This window comes from Chitinophaga terrae (ex Kim and Jung 2007) (assembly GCF_900107795.1).
GTDB classification, from domain to species: Bacteria; Bacteroidota; Bacteroidia; order Chitinophagales; family Chitinophagaceae; genus Chitinophaga; species Chitinophaga terrae.
Genome location: NZ_FNRL01000030.1, coordinates 58833 through 73965, shown reverse-complemented (window position 1 = coordinate 73965; position 15133 = coordinate 58833). Strand labels below are relative to the sequence as shown.

Genomic DNA, 15133 nt, shown 5'->3' with positions numbered 1-15133 from the left:
CGTTGCAGGGCTTTCTGTATGTTTCTGAAGTCAAGTATTTCTTCCAGCATAGCAACTTAATTCTGAAAAAAAAATCCAGGGCATTGTCCTTTTCCGGTTCATAGCTCGGCTCAACTCCTGCTATAACTTCCTTCGGCTTCCGGCTTCTGGTCCTGTTACAGCAGTTCTCTTAAGTGTTTCGGTTGTTAACGCTTTGTTATGCACCTGGTCAAATTCCTTTGCCATTCTAACATTCGGTCCTTCAGCTTGTCTGTGAGTCGTCCATCTTTACCCTTGTACTTCGGGAGATGGCTCGTTTCCCTGCCTACTATGACCTCGGCTGACTCCCTGTAAAAAAAAAACAGGGCCTCCCAGGGTAAGTGTTATCGCTTTCCATCCATGTAGCCGCTGCATTTACGTTGTTACAATCTGTGTAGTATCGGGTTTTTGTTTCTTATGCAACATCACCCTTGTAGCCCCGCCTTGTATACAGTTTCTGTTCGTCGGCCCGGATGTTTGCCGCCAGCTTCCTTCAGATTCCACTTTACAGTGGACACCCTTGCTATTGGCTAATGCTTCCTACTACAAAGCGCATTCGGGACTTGCACCCTAGAGATATAACACATGCCTGGCACACATAAAAAAGGCCGGCCACAGGCCAGCCTTCAACTGTTATATAACTAACATGGTTATACGCGTTCAATTACGATAGCGCTGGCTCCCCCGCCCCCGTTGCAGATGCCTGCCACTCCGAGCGTTGCATTTTTATTATGCAGGATGCTGTTCAAAGTAGTAACTATACGTGCGCCGCTGCAACCAATAGGATGGCCCATTGACACGCCTCCTCCCCAGATATTCACCTTATCCAGCGAAATACCCAGGTCGCGGGCATTAGCGATAGGCACCACCGAAAAGGCTTCATTAACCTCCATATAATCTACATCGCTGATCTTTTTTCCTGCTTTGTCCAACGCCTTCTGAATAGCTTTTACAGGCGTGGTAGTAAACCATTCCGGCGCCTGTGAGGCATCCGCAAAGCTGATGATCTTAGCCAGGGGCTTCAAGCCCAGTTCTTTCACTTTCTCGCCGCTTACCAATACCACGGCAGCAGCGCCGTCGTTGATGTTAGACGCGTTGGCAGCGGTAATAGTACCGTCTTTCTGGAAACTTGGCTTCAGGGACGGAATCTTCTCGAAGATCACTTTTTTATAATCTTCATCTTCGGTCACTGTCACCACCTGCTTGCCAGGAACTTCAACAGGCACTACTTCGGCATTGAACAAGCCTTCCTGCCAGGCGGCTGCAGCTCTTTTGTAGCTTTCCGTTGCATAGGCGTCCTGCTCTTCGCGGGAGATATTATATTCTTTTGCGCAGAGTTCTGCGGCGTTACCCATGTGATAATCATGGTACGGGTCCCATAACCCGTCCCTGATAATGCCATCTGTCAGGGTTCCATGTCCCAGTTTATACCCATTCCTGGCCTTATCCAGGTAATAGGGAACCGCGCTCATATTTTCCATTCCTCCTGCCACTACTATATCATTATCACCCAACATAATGCTTTGGGCGCCCAGCATGATCGCTTTCATACCGGAAGCGCATACTTTATTCACCGTGGTACAGGGAACGGTGTCCGGAATCCCGGCGCCCAGGCTGGCCTGGTTGGCAGGAGCCTGGCCCAGGTTAGCGCTGATCACGTTACCCATATATACTTCGTTCACCTGGTCAGGTTTTACGTTGGCCCTTTCCAGTGCGGCCTTGATAACAACAGATCCAAGCCTGGTAGCCGGCACACCGGATAAAGCCCCGTTAAACGACCCGATCGGCGTACGTACACTCGATACAATAAATACTTCTTTCATCTGATAAATTAAGATTGTTTGGCGTTTTTTAACCTATCAAATATAAGGAAAAAAGCGGCCATCTCAGATGATCACAACAGGAACGGCTTTATGACCGTTTACGCGAAGGTAGTACAGGCCTTTAGGCTGGTTGCGCAGGTCTATCGTCACCTTTGCACCGGCGGAAGAACCCTCCAGTGTACGACGTTGCACCAACGCGCCCACAGGGCTGTAAATTTCCAGTAATACCTGTTTGGAAGCGCCAGCCGGTAACTGGCAGTAAAATACGCCGGTAGTCGGGTTAGGGTATGCTTTGATCACAGGCGCACCCGGTCCTCCATCCCCCGCCCTGGCGGCCGAGAGGAAAAGAAGAAAAGCAAAAAGAGTAGTTAGTAGATTTCTCATCATAGGATACGGGGGGTTTTGGTTAGGTTTTTAATAGTATAAAAATATATAAATTATCTGACAATTTAATCTAGTTTTTTATTTTTCCAGGCTTATAAGGGGGTATTTGATCGCCCCTTCATGCTATGTGATTTTAACGTACTTTCGCATTTGCAAGTTTGAAACCGTGATTTCCCAGCATTCTATACAACAGATACTCAGCCGCATAGATATTGTGGAAATAGTTGGCTCTTTCGTTAAACTGAAAAAGAGAGGGGCCAACTACCTTGGCCTGTGCCCTTTCCACAACGAAAAAAGTCCTTCCTTCACCGTATCGCCCAGCAAAGAGATCTATAAATGCTTTGGTTGCGGCGCCAGCGGCAATACCATCAACTTCATCATGGAGCACGAAAAGTACTCCTATGTTGAAGCCCTGCGCTGGTTAGCCCAACGCTACCAGATAGAACTGGAGGAAACAGAGGTCAGCGCCGAACAAAAGCAGCAACAGCTGCTGGCCGACAGCCTCTATATCATCAATAACTACGCAAGGGAATACTTTACCGACACCCTGTTCAATTCGGAAGAAGGACAGAATGTCGGTCTGAGTTATTTTGAAGAAAGGGGATTTACGGAAGAAACCATCAAAAAATTCCAGTTAGGCTACTGTCTGAATACCTTTAACTCCTTCGCCCAATCGGCGCTGGCAAAAGGCTATAACCTGGAATACCTGCAGAAAACAGGGCTTGTCACTATCCGGAACGAGCAGCCAGCCGATAATTACCGCGGCAGGGTCATCTTCCCCATTCATAACCAGTCGGGTAAAATACTGGGATTCGGCGCCCGTATTCTCGGGAAGCACGATCGTGCGCCCAAGTATATCAACTCGCCCGAAAACGATATTTACGTCAAAAGCCGGGTGCTGTATGGAACCTACTTCGCCCGCCATTCGATAGATAAACTGAATGAATGCCTTCTCGTGGAAGGATATACCGACGTAATCTCCCTTCACCAGGCAGGGGTTGAAAACGTTGTGGCTTCCAGCGGTACTTCCCTTACCCAGGACCAGCTTCGTCTCATAAAGAAATATACCAACAACCTCACCATCCTGTACGATGGCGACAGCGCCGGCGTAAAAGCAGCGTTGAGAGGATTGGATATGGCTGTTGAAGAAGGATTGAACGTAAAGCTGGTACTGTTGCCGGATAAAGAAGACCCCGACAGCTATGTGCAGAAGATCGGTGCCCAGGCCTTCAGGGAATTCATCGAGGAAAACAAAAAAGACTTCGTTCTCTTCAAACTGCAGCTCAGCATGCAGGAAGCAGGGAGCGACAGCGCAAAAAAATCGCAGCTGGTTAATGAAATCGCCGAAACCATCTCCAAGATCGACAAGGCGGAAGATTTCACCAAACAGCAGGATTACATCCGCCAGTGCAGCCAGTTACTAAACATCGATGAACAGGGGCTGATACAACTGGTCAATAAATTCATCCGCGACCGCCTTGTAAAACGCGAAAATGCCGCCCTTAAAAACCAGGGAGGCGATGCACTGAGCGAAGAGGCCATAGCCGCCATGGAAGCCGCAGAAACCGGGATATCCGTAGACTCCCTCATCAGCGGTCACGAACGGCAGGAAAGGGAACTGGTAAAGATATTGCTCCGCTTCGGCGACAAACCGTTCAGTGAAGAAGATAATACTACCGTTGCAGATTATATTTTCAGGTTGCCTTACGACTTTGAAGCGCTGGCAGAAAGCGAGCTGGTAAAGCGTATCCTCAGGGAATACAAACAGCGGTACGATTCAGGAGAGCTGCTCGACAGGAAATGGTTCCTTTACCATGAAGATCAGCAACTGTCTAAAGAAATAGCCCAAATACTGGAAGATAAAGAAGCCGACCTCAGTATGAACTGGAAGGAGCGCTTTGAAATTGATACAGTATATGGAGATAATGCTTACCTGAAAGACACTATCTCCACTACCAACTATCTTATCTTAAGAAAGATCAAAAAACTTATTTACGAGAACCAGGAAGAGGCGAAAAAAACATCGGACATCAACCAGTTAATGACCTGCCTGGAAATGCAGAAACACCTGAATGCATTGGAAAGAGAGTTAACCAATGGCATGGGAACTGTTATCTTCAAATAACCTCAGATCCTTTCCCATACCTGGAAGGAAAAAGGGTATTCATCTTTTTCATTTTCTTCATGCCTTTCATCTTTCACCAGTTCAAACTCATTGCCATTTATCTGCGGGAAAAACGCATCGCCATGCACAACGGCATAAACACGGGTAAGATAGATGCGGCTTACCAATGGCCAGGCCTCATCAAAGATTTGCGCGCCTCCTGTAATGAACAATTCATCCCCGCCGAACGACATTCCCTTTTTCACTGCCTCTTCCAGCGAATTGGTTACATACACGCCTTCCGCCGTGAAATCAGCCTGCCGGGTGATCACAATGTTCGGGCGGCCAGGCAATGCTTTACCTAACGATTCGAAAGTTTTACGGCCCATAATGATAGGCTTCCCCATCGTGGTGGTTTTAAAATACTTCAGATCCGTAGGAAGTTTCCATGGCAGCATATTATTAATGCCAATAACATTGTTTTCAGAAGCTGCAACAATGATCGATACACGCATAGAACGAAAATGATTATACTGCTACCGGTGCTTTAATAGCAGGATGAGACTGATAATTTACCAATTCGAAATCCTCAAACCTGAAAGAAAAAATATCTTTTACTTCAGGATTGATCTTCATAACCGGTAACGGGAACGGCGTTCTGCTAAGCTGCAGCCTGGCCTGTTCCATATGATTGCTGTAAAGATGTACATCGCCGAATGTGTGTACGAAATCGCCCGGCTCCAGGTCGCAGACCTGCGCCATCATCATGGTAAGTAAAGCGTAAGAAGCTATATTGAAAGGAACGCCCAGGAAAACGTCCGCACTGCGCTGGTACAACTGGCAACTGAGTTTTCCCCTGGTTTCGCCTTTGGCAGTATCCGGGGGCGTAACATAGAACTGGAAAAGGCAATGGCATGGACTCAGCGCCATTTGAGGCAGGTCGCCCACGTTCCACGCATTCACAATGATCCTGCGGGAATCGGGGTTTTTCCTGATGGTGTTCACGGCGTCAGTGATCTGGTCGATCACCCTGCCATCGCGGGTTTCCCAACTTCTCCACTGTTTGCCGTATACAGGCCCCAGGTCGCCGTTTTCATCAGCCCATTCGTCCCAGATACTAACATTATGTTCTTTCAGGTATTTGATATTGGTATCTCCTTTCAGGAACCATAATAATTCGTAAATGATAGATTTCAGGTGCAGTTTCTTAGTGGTAACCATAGGAAACCCTTCGGCCAGGTTAAAACGCATCTGGTAACCGAAGCAACTGGTTGTACCGGTTCCGGTCCTATCTGTTTTAACTGTTCCTGTGTCGAGTATATGCTTTAAGAGAGTAAGATACTGGTCCATATTAGGGGGCAAGTTAATGAAAAAACGGATAACCTACCCTGGTAAGCTACCCGTTTCAATATGATCGGTATGTTGTTGGGTTACAGGCCCCTGCGTTTCATTTCTTTCCTGATCAGGCTTAATTCCCGTCCCATCTGCCCGGCTATGGAAGTATTTTCCTGCGCCCTGCGGATCAGGTATGGCATCACATCTTTTACCGGACCGTAAGGCAGGTATTTGGATACATTGTAGCCGGCATGCGCCAGGTTGAAAGTGATATTATCGCTCATCCCCAGGAGTTGCGAAAAACTTACATGCGGATGGTTATGTGCCATTCCTTTTTCGTGCATGATACGGGCAGCCAGCATGCAACTGTTTTCGTTATGCGTGCCGATGAACACTGCCAGTTTGTCGAGGTTCTCCAGGCAAAGCGCTACTGCGGTATCGTAATCTTTATCTGTAGCTGCTTTACTTGGCTGTATTGGAGTTGGATAATTGTTTTCAGCAGCTCTTTTATTCTCTTTTTCCATGTAGGCGCCCCGTACCAGCTTTGCGCCCAGGAGGTAGCCCCCTTTCTGTGCAGCGGCCAGGGATATTTTCAGGTATTCGAGCCTGTCGTGGCAATACATCTGGAAAGTGTTATAAACGATCACTTTCTCTTTATTGAACAGCGACATCATTTCGTTGGTGAGTTCATCTACCGGCCCCTGGATCCACGATTCTTCCGCATCTACCAATATGGCTACCGAATGTTTGGCGCCGGCTGCTGCAATGGTGTAAATACGATCTCTTACCCTTTTATATTCCGCCTGTTCTTCTGGCGTTAAAGTTTCTTTCCTGTGAACTTTTTCCAGCAGCTCAAACCTGGCAAAACCTGTTACTTTAATAGCGATGAATGGAATATCCGGGCGGGAAGCAGCGTATTCAATGGCACGGATAAACTCTGGTAATGCAGCGTCGTAACTTTCTTCTCCTTCCATAGCTTCTACCCCGTAATCCAGTACTACGGCTACATGGTAATTGCCTAGTTTCAGGGCTGTTGTAGCTGCTTCTTCCAGTGTTTCGCCCCCACAGAACTGGGAGAAGATGGTGTTCTTTATCAGACCTTTTACAGGCAATCTTAATTTAAAGGCGATCGGTGTAAATACCGCGCCCAGTTTTACCAACCAGGGCTTGCCTATATTGCTGAAAAGAAAATTGGCTTTTTTAAGAGCCTTATCGGTCTTTGCCTCGAATGCAATAGCCGTATTATCAAAAGATAAAGATAGCTGCTTTTCCATGGGCCGCAAAGTTAGGGGGCGCCTGCGTTCTAAACAAAAATCATTATAATATCAACATAACTTTTTAATACCGTTAACAGAAATTGTCTATTGCTTCTCATAAATTGCTTAAGCTTATCTTTCTGCCTCTGTTTAATTTATTACATTTAGGGTTTTAAACATACATACAAAATACCTGGAATATGCTATTTAAATGCGATACTATATTTTTCACGGCTTTTACCGCTGGTATAGTATTAATGGGTTGTAACGGGGAAACAGGCAAAACTTCAGCATCCAAAGATCTCAGAACGCCAGGTGTAAACTACCAGACCTACAAAGGTGAAACGGGCTTCAGAAAAACATTCTTCCTACCCGACAGCAGTAAAGTGATCCTCAATGCCGAAAGTATCCTCGAGGTTCCTGAAAATTACCAACAGGGAAACCGGGCTGTTATCCTGGATGGAGATGCGTTTTTCGATGTTAAGCCGGGTAAAGACAGCTTCAGCGTGACCAGCGATAAACTAAAAGCTACTGTACTGGGCACCACTTTCAGGATGCGTTCCTTTGCCGCGCAACATGGCGCTACGCTTTATGTATTGAACGGCAAACTGAAAGTCGGTAAATCCTACTTCTCGCCTACCGACAACCAGCCGGAGATCCTTGAACGGGGGCAGATGGTGCTGGCCAACAACGAAATTGACCTGATGGAAAAAGAAACTTACCAACCTGAAGAGCTGGAAAGCTGGCTGGCCGATTCGCTGGTGATACACGACCTGACCATCATGCAGTTATCGCGGAAGCTGGAAGACTGGTATGGCGTAGAAATAACAATAGAAGGAGATGGTACAAAACTGAAGGATATTCCTTCCCTTACATTCACACATGCCTCGCTGGAGGATGTGTTGAAACAACTGGGCAACAGTATCCCGCTTAAATACAAAATAGGCCATAATACGGTGAAGGTTACACTAAAATAACGGGGGTGCACGCAAAGACGCGGAAGGAGGCAAAGGGGCGTAAGGATATGAAGAGCGAAAGGTTAAAGGATAAGGAGAGCGGAAGGAGAAAGGATAAGAAGAGCAGAGAGATTAGAAGCAGGTGGGGAAATGAATATTTGGGGAGGAAGGAAGATTTGATTTTTCGGATGTTCGTAAATTAGTTAGGCTGAAGCAAGAGAAAAAAGCAGGTTTATGGACAAGAAAAAGGAATTGGATACCATTCTTAATGAGCGCATGCCGGTTCTGGTTGAATTTTTCACCGACCTGGAAGCGCCGCAGGCATATGCGGTGTTGACGGATGCGGAAAAATACGTAGGGTTCCTGGACGACTTTATGAAAAACCAGGAAGTAGCGGAAGAAGATTTTCAGTGGATTGTTACCCGTATCGGCTACTTCATAGGCGAGTACCTGGTGCAAAAATTCCAGGGGTGCTGGATGGAGAACGAAACGCCCGGCAGCCGTACCTTTGACCGTATTGTTACGGGCCGTTTTTCACGCCTTTCCAACCAATCGGCAATGGTAGATCCTTTTGAAGTGGCGGTGGCCTTTGTCCATTCATCCATACCCTGTTCGCTGAACCAGTTGCTGCAGGAGCTGAACGAAGAACTGGCTGGCGCCTGAACCGGGAAAATGCATTTATAACCTATTTCATAAAGTATGCAGGGAGAAAAACTGGGTTTGTACCTTTACTGGCAAGACAGGAAGCTATCTGCTGCCGGGTTTATTGATTTGTTAACAAAGTATGTTGCACTGCTGCAATCGTGGCACCCGGAGTTTTTACACCTATCGCTCCTGGATGCTCATTCAATGGAAATTGATTTCAACTCCTTAAGCCATTCGCCCGAACTTTTTTTGCCGCTTTTATTTAATGAAGATGCCTGGTATATCAAGCCGGATGGATCAAGAGACACCAACCTGACGCTGGATTCATTTTCAGACAGCGGTTTTTATTGCGACTTATTTACAGCTACGAAAAAGAGTGACGACCCATTGACTATTTCCGTTAATATCGGGCATCATAAAGTAAGCGCTCCCGATGGAAGAGTGTATGGCAATGAAATTCCCAACAGCGTTGTGATAAAATTCCCCGCCCAACCTGTGCCGGCCTTCTATGAATATAATTTTGTAAAGGAACTCTTCGAACAATCTGTTTCTTTCTGGCAACCTTATGCCGGGTGGGTTACGTCCAATGAATTCCGATCGAAGTTAAAGCAGCCCGGTTCTGTTTTCAGCATTGGCTGGATGAGTTATTTCAACAATGCGGTGCTGGATCAACTAGCTCTTGATGTATATGAAAAGAAGAACAGGTTGATAGTGTTGGATGAATCGCCGGTTTCCTCCAAAGATGAACAACAGGTAGCCAAAGCGGTTGCGGTTAGAAACGTCCTGCAAAACGCAGGTATCCTTCAATGGCCTGCAAAGCAGCAGGAATGAAGCCCAACAATAAAGTCTAAAATCCATCCCTTATTCCCACGAAAAAGCGGAGATGAAGTACTCAATACGTTACCTCATCTCCGCTTTTAATTATCCTTATGTCTCTTGCTCTCTTACTTTCTTTGCGTGCAACTAAACACGGCCGTATTTCTGCAATAACGCCAGTGTTTTACGGATACCATCTTCTTCAGACAATTTCTCTCCTTCGTATTCAATTCCTATGTATCCTTTGTAGCCCGCGGCTTTAACGATGTTCAGCATTTTGCCGTAGTCTATTTCTGTTTCATTTCCATCATCGCCGAAATTGTACGACTTGGCGCTAACGCCTTTGGCAAACGGCATTAACTCGGTTACTCCCTGGTACCTGTCGTAAGCCTGTTCGCAATGTTCAGGCGTTCCTTTGATGCAGAAGTTGCCAAGGTCGGGCAGGGTGCCTACTTCCGGCATATTCACGGCTTTCATGATGCCGCTCAGCCATTTGCCGTCTGAAGATATACCTCCGTGATTTTCTACGATCACGCTGATACCATGTTCTTTACCAAAGGTACCCAGCTTGGTCAGGGAATCCGCTGCCGCTTTGGCTACGGCGTCGGGGCTTCCTTCGCCCGCTGCATTTACCCTGATAGCATGACAACCGAGGAACTGCGCAGCTTCTACCCATTTGTAATGGTTTTCAACCGCCTGCTGTCTTCTCTTATTATCCAGGTCACCCATCTCTCCTTCTCCATCACACATGATTAAAACGCTTCTTACGCCCAGGTCGTCGCATCTTTTCTTTAACTCGCCCAGGTATGCTTTGTCTTTAGCTTTATCTTTAAAGAACTGGTTCACATATTCTACCCCACTGATCCCGAATTCCTTTTTCGCTCTTCCAGGAAAATCCAGGTGACTCATTTTACCGGCAAACAATGCTTTATGGAAAGACCATTCGGCTAATGAGATCTTGAAGAACAGGCCATCGTCTATAGCTCCCGACTGGGATGAAGATGCAGGTGCAGGCGCTGTACTGCTATCTTTCGTTCCCTCTTCTGTTTTAGTGGATTTCCCGGTATTACAGGCTGCCAGGGCTGCCGGAAGCATGCCTACTCCCATAGTATACCATCCTAATTGTCTTAAAAATTGTCTGCGGTTGTTATTATTACTCATATACGTGGGTTTTTAGAATTCTAAAATATTGTTTTAGAACTCCGGAAGCAAGTATATTTTAAAAAAAATTAAAAATAATTGTCGGTGCGACAAACTTACCTGGTGCTGAATATTTTCTCTATCGCTGTAGCATAAGCAGCGCCTATCGGGATAGGAATGTTGCAAATGTACAGCGAGTTCCTGTCGGCCCTTTCAATTTTGTTATTAGCTACGATGTAGGAGCGGTGCACCCTGGTGAATGTATTCACAGGCAGGAGGTCTATCGCTTCCTGCATGGATAAGCGGGAGATCAGTTTTTTATCTGTCAGTACAAAATTCACGTAGTTGCCGGCGCTTTCCAGGTAGAGGATATCTTCCAGTTTCACCCTGAACTGCTCATACCCGCTTTTGATAAAGATGTATTCCGGTTCTTTCACCAGGGCGGTTGTTCCCTGCTGCTGTTTCAGCTGCAGCAGGCTGTTGGCCTTATTGCAGGCCTTCATAAACCGGATCAGCGAGAAAGGTTTCAGCAGGTAGTCGATCGCATCCAGCTCAAAACTTTTCACCGCATGTTCTGAGTAAGCGGTAGTAAAAACTGTCATTGGCGGATTAGGCAGGCTGCCAATGAAATCCAGTCCGGAGATATCCGGCATTTTAATATCAATGAACAGCAGGTCCACTTTTTCTTTGCTTAAAAAGTCGATCGCTTCAAACGCGTTGGTGAAGAAGCCTTTCATTTCCAGGAAGGGCACCCTTGATGCATGGTTTTCGATCACCGCCAGGGCTACCGGTTCATCATCTATTGCAATAGCAGTAAGCATAATTCTAAGTTACCAATTTCTTTGGGTTCACATTTTTCCTATCAGCAGCTTTTTTGCCTGTTCCCAGAAACGGCGGTATTGGTTATCTTCCCGCTGCTTCCATTCTTTAACAAGGTTTTCCACCTGTTCTTTCCGCAGATCGCTGGATGCTGCGAACAACTGGTCTATCATTTCCTTGTCGGCAGCCAATGCGGCTTCCTGGTAGTGTTGCGCCAGCGCCTCTCCCTTATCGGCTTCCAATTGCGCCCCTACAGCTCCCTGTGCGGTGGCAGCCGCCAGCTTCTCGTCATACTCGCCCCTTGGCATCAGTACTTTGCTTAAAAGCGGCATTACTTCTATCAGCACAATTATAAATACAATAAGCCGGTAGCGTTGCTGAACCGGCGGATGAGTGGCTGTTAATTCATTCAGGGCTTCTATCTGTGCCAGGAAGCCATTGGTAAGCGTTCCCAGGTAGATGCTTTCTTTCAGGCTGTCTTCACTGTGAAGGCGGTTGATCTTCGCCTGTATTTCCCGTTGTTTGGGAGCCCAGGTTCTTTCCATGGCCTGCAATTCCTCTTCTGATTTGAGATAGGCCATTTTCTTCACTTTGGCGATGGCCGACTCTCCTATCCTGCCACTGCCGCCGGTGCCGTCTGTTTCTTTAATATAGGCTTCCCTGTATACTTTCAGCTCTTCTTCCTTTTCGGCCAGGCGTTGTTTTCCTTCGGCCATGGATTGCTGGTACCCGTTTAACTCCGCTGCATTTAATTTGGCAAGTTGCTGCCGGTAGGCATCCAGTTTTGTTTGACGGGAAAGTTCCAGTTGTGCATTGATGTCTTTCTTAAACAACATCAGTACAACCGGTTGAGAAACAAATAAACCGATGGTGATAGCCAGCACCAGCCGGAAGAGGAGCGGCATGATCTTTACGCCGCCCTGCGAGCGCGACATTGCAGAGATCAGTGTGCGGTCTATGGATAAAATGGCGAAGCCAAAGAACAGGGCCAGCAGTCCTACGATCATATCATCGTCGAGGATCGTTGAAAAAAAGTATCCCCAGGCCAGGGTAGCGAATATCCAGGTTACCAGTACGGATATCCCTATAATTCTGAAACGTTCTTTCTCGGTACGGCATTCATTCAGGATGTCGATATCTGCTGCAGCGAGCCACCATAAAAACCGGGTCATCCCATCGGGAGTAGTTGGCTGCTCTTCTTTTTTAATCATTCTCCGTTATTATTGATTGTTAACATTGATCGTCAGGTGTACAAAAAACTCGCTGGCTGTCTTGCGTATGCTCAATTCATGGTTATTAGGATATAATAACGATAAACGTTCTTTTACATTTTTCAAACCGATGCCCATTCCATCTTTCTCCGGGTCGTTTTCAGGGCGGGGATGTACACTGTTATAAACATCGAAGAAGATCTGCCTGCTGTTACAGCTCATTGATATAGTGATCTTGGAACGACGACGCAAGCTGATTCCATGTTTAAAGGCATTTTCTACAAAAGGGATCAACAACATGGGCGCAATCTCATGATTACAATCACTTTCGTCGATATTCACTTCTATTATGATATCGGGCGACGACATCACCCTTAATCGCTGCAGATCTATATAATTCTGTAAGTACGTGATCTCTTTCTCCAACGAAATTTTCGCCAGGTTATTATCGTGCAGCATAAAACGCATCATATCTCCCAGTTTCTGGATCCCTTCGCTTGTACGCGGAGCTTCTTCCTGTAAAGCGGTACCATAAAGGGTATTGAGAGCATTGAACAGGAAATGGGGATTGATCTGGGAGCGCAGGAAATCCAGGTTTGCGGAAGAATGTCCCAGCGCTTTCTTCAGGCTGACCACTGTTTTCTGCTGACTCAACTGGGAACGGTATAAAAACCAGTCGGTTGGCGCAACTATGAATAATGAAATAAAGCATCCGATACCCCACAGGGCTGCAATATTTCCGCCGTCGCCATGAAAAAGCGCCCTGCAGATGAGCGAAATGATGGTATTGCAGATAATAATGGTCAGTATCCCATCCCTTGCCAGGAGCCATTTATTCCTGTGCTCTTCTGTAAACTGGGGGAAAACCCGGTAACGCAAAATAAAGAACACGGCTATCTGGGAAGGGCCAAAGAAGAATATCAGGAGCCCAAGGTCCCTCGAATCGCTGAACGACAGGCAGAACAAAGCAACGAACAAGCCCGACGCCCACAGGATCTCTGTCATCATTTTGCGGAATACAGGATCTGTAAAGAAGCGGGAATACAGTTTATCCACGAACAGCTTCCGGCAGTAGTAGTAAAAAACATACACCAACGCTGAAAACAGGGTAACAATAAAGGCCGATTTGGCGAAGTGCATGTTAGCTCCCCTGATCGTTTTATACACGCCAAAGAGATAGCCGTAGTAGTAGGAATTGGCTACCATCATGAAAATAAAATAGAATAACCCTACCGGTACCAGCAACAATATCCCAGGCGCCCATTTGCCGGTTTCCAGGTATTTGGGCAATATAATGAAGTTAACCAGCAGGAAACTGACATAAACCAGCATGATCCGGCCAAGGGAAGGGATCAGGTAATGCAGGTAATAGTCGAACACCTGGTCGTACCTGGCGAACTTATACCCGTAGATCCGCTGCAATTCAAATACGTTATATATGATACTCGGATACAGCAGCGAGAACATCAGCAATAAAAAAATACCCGTAACTATAGCAAATTCAATTTTTTTGAATTGGGTCATACTCCTGAGATTATTTAAGGCAATATTACTCATAGTATCGGGATGAAATTCCCAAATGGTACGAAACCCTGAATATTAGGGGCGAACAGGTTAAGGTTATTTATCTTTCTAGAATATTTGGTCCAGGTTTATTATTTTCAGGCCAGAACTATTTTTAATATGAGCAACACAGACAGAAGGAAATTTTTAGGAACCGCAGCCGCATTGGCCGTTGGCACTACCGCTGCTGCAGCAATACCCTCTAATAATATGGCAAAAAAATACCCAATCGTTCACCACGTGTTTTTCTGGTTGAAAAACCCGGATTCCAAAGAAGACAGAGACAAACTGGTTGAAGGCGTAAAAACCCTGGCAAAAATCGAAACAGTGAAAGACATACAGGTCGGCATCGTTGCAGACACTGAGAAAAGAGACGTGGTAGATAAAAGCTGGGCAGTTTCCGAACTGTTGTTCTTCAACGACTTAAAGGGGCAAGCAGTATACCAGGACCACCCTGTTCACCAGGAGTTTATTAAAAACTACAGTCACCTCTGGGACAAAGTGGTAGTATACGATATTGCAAATGTTTAAACCCAGTAAATATGGCCACTGAGTATTGGATGGCCGGACCGGTAGAAGGAGTTCCGGCGTTGTTGCAACCTGTTGCCCATGCTTTATTGCAGGCAAACCAGGAAGTAAATGAATTAATGCAAGACTTTCCGGAATCCCTTCTCTGGGAACAACCAGCAGGATCGGCCTCGCCGGGCTTTCACCTGCAACATATGGCCGGAGTGTTGGACAGGCTCTTCACCTATGCCACCAGTCAGCCGTTAACCCAGCGACAGTTCGATTACCTGGCGGCAGAAGGAAAACCAACAGGATCATTGGAAGAACTTCTGGATCATTTCAACAAACAGGTGCATGCAGCGCTTATGCAGCTGATCGTTACCCCGGAAGACAGTTTAACTGATTTCAGGGGAGTGGGAAGGAAACAACTTCCTTCTACGGTAATAGGTTTGTTATTCCACGCCGCTGAACATACTATGCGGCATACCGGACAGTTGATGGTAACGGTCAGGATATTAAAATCAGGGATCACCACAAGATAAGTTCTGATTTTTTT

At 46.4% G+C, this 15133-nt stretch carries 15 protein-coding genes; 6 read left to right on the top strand and 9 right to left on the bottom strand.

Annotated elements, in window-relative coordinates; all coding sequences use genetic code 11:
- Positions 1-668 precede the first annotated feature (668 nt).
- Both BLV62_RS23800 and BLV62_RS23795 read right to left on the bottom strand, forming a co-directional pair.
- The gene (locus BLV62_RS23800; RefSeq protein ID WP_089764956.1) at positions 669-1841 is read right to left on the bottom strand and encodes an acetyl-CoA C-acyltransferase; all 1173 of its coding nucleotides are present in this window, start codon (positions 1839-1841) and stop codon (positions 669-671) included.
- 63 nt (positions 1842-1904) lie between these two features.
- Complete coding sequence (locus tag BLV62_RS23795) at positions 1905-2228, bottom strand: T9SS type A sorting domain-containing protein (protein ID WP_089764955.1); 324 nt, start codon at positions 2226-2228, stop codon at positions 1905-1907.
- 163 nt (positions 2229-2391) lie between these two features.
- Here BLV62_RS23795 and dnaG point away from each other — a divergent pair, with 163 nt between their 5' ends.
- A complete protein-coding gene (gene dnaG, locus BLV62_RS23790) occupies positions 2392-4350 on the top strand; it encodes a DNA primase (RefSeq protein ID WP_089764953.1) in 1959 nt (652 codons plus the stop codon).
- A gap of 2 nt (positions 4351-4352) precedes the next feature.
- On the opposite strand, the gene BLV62_RS23785 is transcribed toward dnaG, so the two are convergent.
- The 3 genes from BLV62_RS23785 to BLV62_RS23775 form a co-directional block, all read right to left on the bottom strand.
- Positions 4353-4844 carry a dihydrofolate reductase gene (locus tag BLV62_RS23785; RefSeq protein ID WP_089764952.1) on the bottom strand — a complete coding sequence of 164 codons (492 nt, stop codon included), beginning with the start codon at positions 4842-4844 and terminating at the stop codon, positions 4353-4355.
- A gap of 13 nt (positions 4845-4857) precedes the next feature.
- A complete protein-coding gene (locus BLV62_RS23780; RefSeq protein WP_089764950.1) occupies positions 4858-5679 on the bottom strand; it encodes a thymidylate synthase in 822 nt (273 codons plus the stop codon).
- 80 nt (positions 5680-5759) lie between these two features.
- On the bottom strand, positions 5760-6938 hold the full coding sequence (locus BLV62_RS23775; protein ID WP_089764948.1) for a proline dehydrogenase family protein: 1179 nt from the start codon (positions 6936-6938) through the stop codon (positions 5760-5762).
- A 182-nt stretch (positions 6939-7120) separates the two neighbouring features.
- On the opposite strand from BLV62_RS23775, the gene BLV62_RS23770 reads away from it, so the two are divergent.
- The 3 genes from BLV62_RS23770 (at position 7121) to BLV62_RS23760 (ending at position 9352) form a co-directional block, all read left to right on the top strand.
- Positions 7121-7897 carry a FecR family protein gene (locus tag BLV62_RS23770; RefSeq protein ID WP_089764947.1) on the top strand — a complete coding sequence of 259 codons (777 nt, stop codon included), beginning with the start codon at positions 7121-7123 and terminating at the stop codon, positions 7895-7897.
- A 213-nt stretch (positions 7898-8110) separates the two neighbouring features.
- A complete protein-coding gene (locus BLV62_RS23765) occupies positions 8111-8539 on the top strand; it encodes a hypothetical protein (protein ID WP_089764945.1) in 429 nt (142 codons plus the stop codon).
- 36 nt (positions 8540-8575) lie between these two features.
- Positions 8576-9352 (top strand): hypothetical protein, encoded by a 777-nt coding sequence (locus BLV62_RS23760; protein ID WP_089764944.1) that lies wholly within the window; start codon positions 8576-8578, stop codon positions 9350-9352.
- A 132-nt stretch (positions 9353-9484) separates the two neighbouring features.
- Here BLV62_RS23760 and BLV62_RS23755 read toward each other — a convergent pair whose 3' ends face one another.
- The 4 genes from BLV62_RS23755 to BLV62_RS23740 all read right to left on the bottom strand — a co-directional run bounded on the left by BLV62_RS23755 (position 9485) and on the right by BLV62_RS23740 (position 14031).
- Positions 9485-10498, bottom strand: a complete 1014-nt coding sequence (locus BLV62_RS23755) for a sugar phosphate isomerase/epimerase family protein (RefSeq protein ID WP_089764942.1) — start codon at positions 10496-10498, stop codon at positions 9485-9487.
- Between the two features lie 95 nt (positions 10499-10593).
- The gene (locus tag BLV62_RS23750; RefSeq protein ID WP_089764941.1) at positions 10594-11298 is read right to left on the bottom strand and encodes a LytR/AlgR family response regulator transcription factor; all 705 of its coding nucleotides are present in this window, start codon (positions 11296-11298) and stop codon (positions 10594-10596) included.
- A gap of 27 nt (positions 11299-11325) precedes the next feature.
- On the bottom strand, positions 11326-12507 hold the full coding sequence (locus BLV62_RS23745; protein WP_089764939.1) for a DUF4407 domain-containing protein: 1182 nt from the start codon (positions 12505-12507) through the stop codon (positions 11326-11328).
- Positions 12508-12516: 9 nt separating this feature from the next.
- The gene (locus BLV62_RS23740; protein WP_225889695.1) at positions 12517-14031 is read right to left on the bottom strand and encodes a sensor histidine kinase; all 1515 of its coding nucleotides are present in this window, start codon (positions 14029-14031) and stop codon (positions 12517-12519) included.
- 159 nt (positions 14032-14190) lie between these two features.
- On the opposite strand from BLV62_RS23740, the gene BLV62_RS23735 reads away from it, so the two are divergent.
- Positions 14191-14601, top strand: coding sequence for a Dabb family protein (locus tag BLV62_RS23735; RefSeq protein WP_089764937.1), 411 nt, complete (start codon positions 14191-14193; stop codon positions 14599-14601).
- Positions 14602-14612: 11 nt separating this feature from the next.
- Entirely contained in the window at positions 14613-15119 is a 507-nt protein-coding gene (locus BLV62_RS23730) for a DinB family protein (protein ID WP_089764936.1), read from the top strand.
- The last annotated feature ends 14 nt before the right edge of the window (positions 15120-15133 follow it).

Excerpts from the sequence above, each read along its gene's own strand:
- BLV62_RS23800 (WP_089764956.1), bottom strand. The coding sequence starts at position 1,841 with ATGAAAGAAGTATTTATTGTATCGAGTGTACGTACGCCGATCGGGTCG.
- BLV62_RS23795 (WP_089764955.1), bottom strand. The coding sequence starts at position 2,228 with ATGATGAGAAATCTACTAACTACTCTTTTTGCTTTTCTTCTTTTCCTC.
- BLV62_RS23785 (WP_089764952.1), bottom strand. The coding sequence starts at position 4,844 with ATGCGTGTATCGATCATTGTTGCAGCTTCTGAAAACAATGTTATTGGC.
- BLV62_RS23780 (WP_089764950.1), bottom strand. The coding sequence starts at position 5,679 with ATGGACCAGTATCTTACTCTCTTAAAGCATATACTCGACACAGGAACA.
- BLV62_RS23775 (WP_089764948.1), bottom strand. The coding sequence starts at position 6,938 with ATGGAAAAGCAGCTATCTTTATCTTTTGATAATACGGCTATTGCATTC.
- BLV62_RS23770 (WP_089764947.1), top strand. The coding sequence starts at position 7,121 with ATGCTATTTAAATGCGATACTATATTTTTCACGGCTTTTACCGCTGGT.
- BLV62_RS23765 (WP_089764945.1), top strand. The coding sequence starts at position 8,111 with ATGGACAAGAAAAAGGAATTGGATACCATTCTTAATGAGCGCATGCCG.
- BLV62_RS23760 (WP_089764944.1), top strand. The coding sequence starts at position 8,576 with ATGCAGGGAGAAAAACTGGGTTTGTACCTTTACTGGCAAGACAGGAAG.
- BLV62_RS23755 (WP_089764942.1), bottom strand. The coding sequence starts at position 10,498 with ATGAGTAATAATAACAACCGCAGACAATTTTTAAGACAATTAGGATGG.
- BLV62_RS23750 (WP_089764941.1), bottom strand. The coding sequence starts at position 11,298 with ATGCTTACTGCTATTGCAATAGATGATGAACCGGTAGCCCTGGCGGTG.
- BLV62_RS23745 (WP_089764939.1), bottom strand. The coding sequence starts at position 12,507 with ATGATTAAAAAAGAAGAGCAGCCAACTACTCCCGATGGGATGACCCGG.
- BLV62_RS23740 (WP_225889695.1), bottom strand. The coding sequence starts at position 14,031 with ATGACCCAATTCAAAAAAATTGAATTTGCTATAGTTACGGGTATTTTT.
- BLV62_RS23735 (WP_089764937.1), top strand. The coding sequence starts at position 14,191 with ATGAGCAACACAGACAGAAGGAAATTTTTAGGAACCGCAGCCGCATTG.
- BLV62_RS23730 (WP_089764936.1), top strand. The coding sequence starts at position 14,613 with ATGGCCACTGAGTATTGGATGGCCGGACCGGTAGAAGGAGTTCCGGCG.